Raw genomic sequence first — 6497 nt, 5'->3', positions numbered from 1 at the left:
GTACACATTACTCAATACTAAACACTACATTGCAGGCACTAAAATTAACGGTGAATGTCGCCTCGAAAGCTTTGCAATATGTAGAAGTTTGCTGATGCACAACCCATCCTTGCAAAGGTTTCAAGCGACGATTTTTTGCTTCTTTTTCAGAAAAAAAGAAGGCCCCGTCCGGGCATAGGACAAAGATCTGCCGCATGCCGCGGCAAGGCAAGGCAAATACTTTTGTAGGGTAAAAGTATTCAAAACCCCGTCGCTTATTTTTGTTGCATCCCTTTTGGATAGTGCGAAGGCAAATGACTACAGAATCAAAAGTAAAAATTCAAAAGTAATAAAAGTTGTACCCAGTACCATTTCTACATACTACGTACCAAAATCTATGTACTAAATACTGAAATCTAAATACACATTAACCCTATGAGCGCAAAATAAATTACATCGACTTGCTGTTCCTCCATATGTCGGCGGATCTGCTGTAAAGCTTTACTGAGTTGATTTTTTACAGTTTGTGTGGAGAGCCCAAGGCTATCTGCGATTTCTTTGTTGTTTAGTGCCTTATAATACTTCAGCTGAAACACTTCTTTCATGCGGAGCGGCATTTCGCGTACCGATTCTTCTATAGCTTCCTGTAAATTCTCAAACTGCTCTTCATATAGTTTCGCGCTAAATAGCTCGTCGTCACTATAGGGCTCGACGTATAGCTTATAGTTGTCTATATGTTTTTGTTGGACACCTTGTCTGCGGAAATACATAAATACCTTAAAGTGAAGAGCAGAAATCAAGTAAGATTTTATAGACGTCTGGATGTTTATGGCATGTCTTCTTTGCCAGATATCAATAAAAAGCTCCTGAACAACATCCATAGCTGCATCCGTATCGCCCAATTTTTTACTGGCAATACTCAACAACGTGGCCCCATAGCTATCGTACATGCTGTCGAATGCTTTATAATCGCCCAGCGCAATATTTTCCCATAGGATCTTATCAGACGAACGTTCCATACACTCCTATTAAAATATTTGATCAGAACAAAAATCCATCTTTAATACTAGCAAAATATTAAGTATTCATTAAACAATCGTTAAATAGACAATCCTTAGCTAAGACGTGCGTTATGTCAAGTACAAAGGAGAACTGCTCAGGTGTTTTCCACCGAACCGACGAATTTATAACGTACGAATGGGATAAGCACCCAAATATTTTCCAGAAAAGGCGGGTGTTATAAAATTTCGAAAATATGGCACATGGTTTGAAAAAGTTTAGACATAAGAAACAGAAATAAAAACTAAACTTTACACCTCATGGAAAATATAGAAACAAAAGCAAAACAACTAGGGTTAGATAAAGGATATTATTTATTATTGATGGCTATTTTAGAGGAATCTGAAGAAGCGATTGAGCTGCCTCTCGCCTGCTAGATACAACTATACATATACACATATATTTAATTCGAAAAGCAAAATCGTCTGGTTTTGCTTTTTTTATTTCATGGTATATAGCATTTTCCAAGTCTTCCGCTTCAATACGAATCATTGAGCCGAAAGATATTTTTTTCCAAAAGATCAAAGAAAAGTAGCGCCCGTCTGATCTTCCATCGGTCGATGGGTTGTACTTCATATAGTTCATCGTCATCATTTTCCTGTGTATACAGAAAAACTGCTGGATCACCGCTCACCGTTTCCAGCAAATAAAAATAATAGCATTCAAATCGGTCTTTCCCTAAATCTTTTACAATGCTTATTCGGGCGTGCTGGTCTTCTGCACGATTTTCATTTTGAAATTCCCACTGAAAGCCTCTGAAGAAAATTGCTCCGTCATCATCATCGTGCTTTTTGGCCATTTTCTTCACCAGTGGTACGTCCATGATGGCTTTAAATGTCTCTACGGAGACCTTTCGCTGTAAGGTTTCCTCTAAGAAGTTCATCTCGGAATAATGATCCAACAGCAAAGGCCATTGCTCTTTGAGAAAGTCACGGTATCGGGAGGGTGACAGCAGGGAGAATGGATGCCAAACTTCACCGACTTCGTTCAACTCTCTAAATGCAAGCGCAAATACGGGCTTCTTTGGCATCATGATGTTATTCATACTAGCAGGATCAAAACCGAAGTACACCAAACAACCAAACTCTTCACTTTTCTGGAAATACAGCATGCATGACAGAGGTTCGCAGGAGCGCATAAATATGCGCCGAAAGACATCACCATCCCAATACGCCAACTGCCGGTCTTCACCTGGTTGATCATTTTCACGACTTAACAAAATTCCTTCCGCGAAACGTAGCAAATTGCTTGGCGAAATCTCCTGATCGGCAAAGAAAAACGGAGCCTGCATATTCTCTGCCGCCGTAACACTTTCGAGCAATACCGAACGATTTTCGCGCAAAGCTTCGTAAAGCTGCTCAGCTTTGATCCAATCCTTCCAAGAGTAGGCCACCTCACCCATTTCATCTTCGTTAAATAAAAATGCCTTATCAAAAAGCATCGTTAAATAATCCGGATGATCATAATCCTCATCGATTTCATCCCACAGCAAATGCGGTATTGTCAGGTTCTCTAATGCTAAAAATCGATAACTGTCCACATTGTAATCTGTATTTAAGAATACCGAAGCGCGGATATTTCCTTCCACATGCAAACTTCCGTGATTATAATCGCCCCAAAACAGCCCTCGCACATGCAAGTTTCCGCAGATGTATATTTCTTGGCCCCCCACTAATACGTTCTCAGCGAGTAAATCGCCCAGCACAATAAGTCCGCTAGAACCATCTGTATCCGTGTTGAAGATCTGTGTAGCCTGGAGGTTACCCGTGACCAATACCAGCGGATAAAATTCTGCGTCTTGCTCCGCCCCGAAAATATGATCCAAGTCGACGGGATTCTTCCAATTTTGATCGCCTTCACATAGCAGCACCTGCTCATCGTAGTGCTGATCCTTATACCAACAGTTCTCTGGAATAAGGTGTTGTACACTGTCGAAGGATACTTTTTTCATGCTGTTGAATTTAACTGAAACCTACAAAAACAAATATAACGCAAAAATGCTGCGCAGCGTATCACGGAAAATAGGTAATTTATTGTAATGACGTGGCGCTGGTGAGTATAAATACGTAGCCTTGTTATAAATCAACCCCGCCAAAGGAAAAACACCTTTTATAAGCACCGGAAAGTGCGCATTCCGCTCGTTGACAGTATTTTGGCACAAGGTTTGAAAATGTTTTTATAACAAACAGAAAACATTAAACTTAAAACATAGAGCCATGGAAAATTTAGAACTAAACGCAGCAAAACTAGGATTGGATAAAGGCTACTATCTATTGTTGATGGCCATCTTAGAGGAAGAGCAGGAAACACAAGAGCTCAGCCAAGCATCTTAAAATACAACAACTATTCTATATACATTTGATCGCGAAGAGCAAGAGTCCCCAAACTTTTGCTCTTTTTCATTAGGGGTTAACCGTCGTTTCTTTTTGAACCGCCGCAACCACGGATCGGTGCTTCTCTCCCCATTGTTCCAACTGCTTAATGACTGGCTGTAGCTCATAGCCTATCGCCGTGAGTTGGTAGTCCACACGGGCCGGAACTGTGGCGTAGATCGTGCGTGATATGATCCCGTTATCTTCCAATTTTCGCAATTGCAAAGCCAGCATTCGTTCGGTAATATTGGGCAGCCGATGTTTCAATTCACTGAATCGCAGCTTTCCTGCTAATAGCCAGGAACAAATAGCTAATGACCATTGCCAGAAATGAGTTGTGCGGCATAGACCTCGGGACATTCGTCTGATAACGCGGAGCGATTAGCGAAATTGCTGGATGTTTCTTTGATTTTAGACATGCCTTACATTTTTTATAGTAGCTTACAATAAGCTGCTAATATACGGTATCACCTTCAGAAGCATTAGTTTTGTATGTATACGCAACGTAAAATTGATTAAATGAAAACATTAGTTATCGTCGTACATCCCGACATGAAAAATTCTGTGATAAATAAGCGATGGGTGGAAGAATTGCAGAAATACCCCGACACATACACTGTACACCAGCTTTATGCATGCTACCCAGACGAGCAAATAGACGTGCCCGCGGAGCAGCATTTAATAGAGCAACACGATAAAATTGTTTTTCAATTTCCGTTTTATTGGTTCTCGAGCCCACCCCTACTCAAAAAATGGTTTGATGAAGTACTGACGCATGGCTGGGCATATGGCAGCAAAAGCGGTTACAAGCTTGCCGAAAAAACTATTAGTCTTGCCATCACCGTGGGCGGCGATGAAGATGAGTATCGCGAAGGCGAAAAATATGGCTATACAATGCAGGAATTATTGCGTCCCTTTGAACTTACGTTTGACTACATCAAAGCGGATTACAAACCATTTTTCGCATACTACGGGTTGGAGTTCAAGGCCACGGAGGAATGGATCGAGAAGAGTGTGGCGTTGTACTTAGCGCACATTGATTCGTTTTAGTTATTTTATCGCATATTCATTTTCGAAGACGCTATTATCTTTGATATATACTGCAGAAAAAGACAAAGGATCAGGTAGAAAATCGGTCGACGTATTGAAGAAGTTCAATACATTGCTCAGCGGTTTGTCATTATCGAACGCAATTTCCTTCTTAGTTCCAAATACGGCAACCCTGAAAGTAAACGTAGACATGATCGATTTCTGCTGCGGAGTCAGCTCTCTACCTTGTATCTCAGACTGAAGTATGGATCTGATGACCGTTGTAGGTTGATTAGACTCCACAAGGACAACAGCTTTCTTACCAAATAAAAGCGAGTTTATAATGATTAAGCTGTCGACATTAAGTTCTTTGTTTTTTACGGCGTCAACTTGTTTTTGAGGATCCATCATATCCAAATCCAACGTAAACAATATTTGCTCCAGGTGGATCATCACTTTGTTCGTTTCGCTCTCACCGGCGGGGATTTTAAACCATTTTTTAACATCTACCAGTTGACCGAAATATAGGCTTAATCGGTTATAGTCCGTTATTTCTTCGATGGCGTAGCTGAAGCTTAGATTTTGCGATGTCGGTTTGTAGCGTTCCTCCATTTTCTTTTGCAAATCCTTCCTGCTGGAATTAAGTTCGAACGATAAATTTTCCCAAGTGTTACTGCTCGTAGAAACTCTCATTGTCATAGGCTCAGCAGCCACAAATTCATGTACCGGCTTGTTTATGGATTGAATGGTCATGATTGCGCCCAAATACACGTCTTTCGGCGCTTTCGTAAATAAATTTGTGGAGCGTTCCTGAGCAGCAGCAGCATTATGACCACCGAGAACGTATAAGAACAGGATTATGGTGAGGTAGTTTACTTCCTTGCAAATATTAATCAGCTTCATAGAACGTAGAATTTATTTTAAGTTGTATACAAACATCCCCCTCTTCCATAATCTCGTTTAAGTCCGAAGTCTCTGCATAGTTTTGACCGATGATCGTTGATTTCATAATATCGTTACTACTCTTTATAAGGTAGTATTGCGTGTTCAACATATATGATTCATCGTTTTTTGTCAGTCCGAAGGCTTTCCATTCCGATGCTTGCGAACTACGGTAAAACAATATATTTTCTCTCCAAAGAGCTTCATATTTTTCCATCACGTCAAACGGCTTAGTAATGGTTAAGCTATCGTTATTGATGACCATTTTTACGGGTACAAATGCTTGGACTCTGTTTCCGAAATGAGATTTTATATCCGCCGTGTCCAATGTCGTTTTGTTGATTTCGTTTTTTGCTGATGAGTAAAAGGCCACGACCCTATTATCACCTAAACCTAGAGTAATGATATTTTCTGCAGGCAACGTCGGCTTGGGTTCTGGATCGCGGCCGTCACCGGGTTTGGAACAGCCTGCTAATACGATGACGGTCAGAATTGCAATTACGGAATCGATGATCTTTTCTTTGCTCATAATCTTTCAATTGAACTGATTAAGTAAATTTCGCTCTGTAAATATAAAAGAATTTATTTATGAAAAGAACACCCCAAACCAGCTATTTTTTTTTCTAAGAATATGGGTTAACTTGAAATCGATTGGAATTCATTAAATCACACAAAAATGATAAAGGGACTTATCTTGGTTGTATTAGTTCTGTGCCTACTTATAAAGATCTATGCAAAAGGAAATAATGCGGCTGAATTTTCAAAATTTATGCATTGATTGGCCCAGAGCAGCTTATCTCGCCTTTTCCGTTGCGAAATCAAAAACACCTACAACAAACATCAAGCCCTTACGATATGAAGTTAGATTTTTTCCTCATGGGTTTGGTGATGCAATACTTCTATCATACCCATCTTCATTAATAACCTTTACCGAGCCGACATGCTGCATCAAGTCGAAATAGAAACGTCCAAGTTTTGCTTTTTGATTATAAACAAGTGTACTGTCGAATGTAACCTGTCCATACCCGACGTAAGCGACCGACAGCAATAGACTTAAAATCAGTAATTTCACATGATGCATTGTGTGTTGGATTTAGTTCATACTAATATTACAAA

General features: G+C 40.1%; 7 protein-coding genes. 1 reads left to right on the top strand and 6 read right to left on the bottom strand.

Going from position 1 to position 6497, the window contains the following annotated elements:
• Nucleotides 1-395: 395 nt before the first annotated feature.
• The 3 genes from DI53_RS15405 to DI53_RS20650 all read right to left on the bottom strand — a co-directional run bounded on the left by DI53_RS15405 (nt 396) and on the right by DI53_RS20650 (nt 3677).
• Entirely contained in the window at nt 396-998 is a 603-nt protein-coding gene (locus DI53_RS15405; protein WP_037501674.1) for an RNA polymerase sigma factor, read from the bottom strand.
• A 518-nt stretch (nt 999-1516) separates the two neighbouring features.
• Nucleotides 1517-2989 (bottom strand): hypothetical protein, encoded by a 1473-nt coding sequence (locus DI53_RS15400; protein WP_037501671.1) that lies wholly within the window; start codon nt 2987-2989, stop codon nt 1517-1519.
• A 451-nt stretch (nt 2990-3440) separates the two neighbouring features.
• A complete protein-coding gene (locus tag DI53_RS20650; protein WP_241462446.1) occupies nt 3441-3677 on the bottom strand; it encodes a winged helix-turn-helix transcriptional regulator in 237 nt (78 codons plus the stop codon).
• Between the two features lie 252 nt (nt 3678-3929).
• Here DI53_RS20650 and DI53_RS15385 point away from each other — a divergent pair, with 252 nt between their 5' ends.
• Entirely contained in the window at nt 3930-4460 is a 531-nt protein-coding gene (locus DI53_RS15385) for an NAD(P)H-dependent oxidoreductase (RefSeq protein WP_037501666.1), read from the top strand.
• On the opposite strand, the gene DI53_RS15380 is transcribed toward DI53_RS15385, so the two are convergent.
• The 3 genes from DI53_RS15380 to DI53_RS15370 all read right to left on the bottom strand — a co-directional run bounded on the left by DI53_RS15380 (nt 4461) and on the right by DI53_RS15370 (nt 6462).
• Nucleotides 4461-5342: a hypothetical protein gene (locus DI53_RS15380; protein WP_037501662.1), complete on the bottom strand. Its 882-nt coding sequence runs from the start codon at nt 5340-5342 to the stop codon at nt 4461-4463.
• Complete coding sequence (locus DI53_RS15375) at nt 5329-5910, bottom strand: hypothetical protein (protein ID WP_037501659.1); 582 nt, start codon at nt 5908-5910, stop codon at nt 5329-5331. The genes DI53_RS15380 and DI53_RS15375 overlap by 14 nt, the downstream gene beginning before the upstream one ends.
• Before the next feature lie 345 nt (nt 5911-6255).
• Nucleotides 6256-6462, bottom strand: a complete 207-nt coding sequence (locus DI53_RS15370) for a hypothetical protein (RefSeq protein ID WP_037501657.1) — start codon at nt 6460-6462, stop codon at nt 6256-6258.
• Nucleotides 6463-6497: the final 35 nt, after the last annotated feature.

This window comes from Sphingobacterium deserti (assembly GCF_000757725.1).
GTDB lineage: Bacteria > Bacteroidota > Bacteroidia > Sphingobacteriales > Sphingobacteriaceae > Sphingobacterium > Sphingobacterium deserti.
This window is presented reverse-complemented; position numbering and strand designations above follow the sequence as displayed.

Excerpts from the sequence above, each read along its gene's own strand:
- DI53_RS15405 (WP_037501674.1), bottom strand. The coding sequence starts at position 998 with ATGGAACGTTCGTCTGATAAGATCCTATGGGAAAATATTGCGCTGGGC.
- DI53_RS15400 (WP_037501671.1), bottom strand. The coding sequence starts at position 2,989 with ATGAAAAAAGTATCCTTCGACAGTGTACAACACCTTATTCCAGAGAAC.
- DI53_RS15385 (WP_037501666.1), top strand. The coding sequence starts at position 3,930 with ATGAAAACATTAGTTATCGTCGTACATCCCGACATGAAAAATTCTGTG.
- DI53_RS15380 (WP_037501662.1), bottom strand. The coding sequence starts at position 5,342 with ATGAAGCTGATTAATATTTGCAAGGAAGTAAACTACCTCACCATAATC.
- DI53_RS15375 (WP_037501659.1), bottom strand. The coding sequence starts at position 5,910 with ATGAGCAAAGAAAAGATCATCGATTCCGTAATTGCAATTCTGACCGTC.
- DI53_RS15370 (WP_037501657.1), bottom strand. The coding sequence starts at position 6,462 with ATGCATCATGTGAAATTACTGATTTTAAGTCTATTGCTGTCGGTCGCT.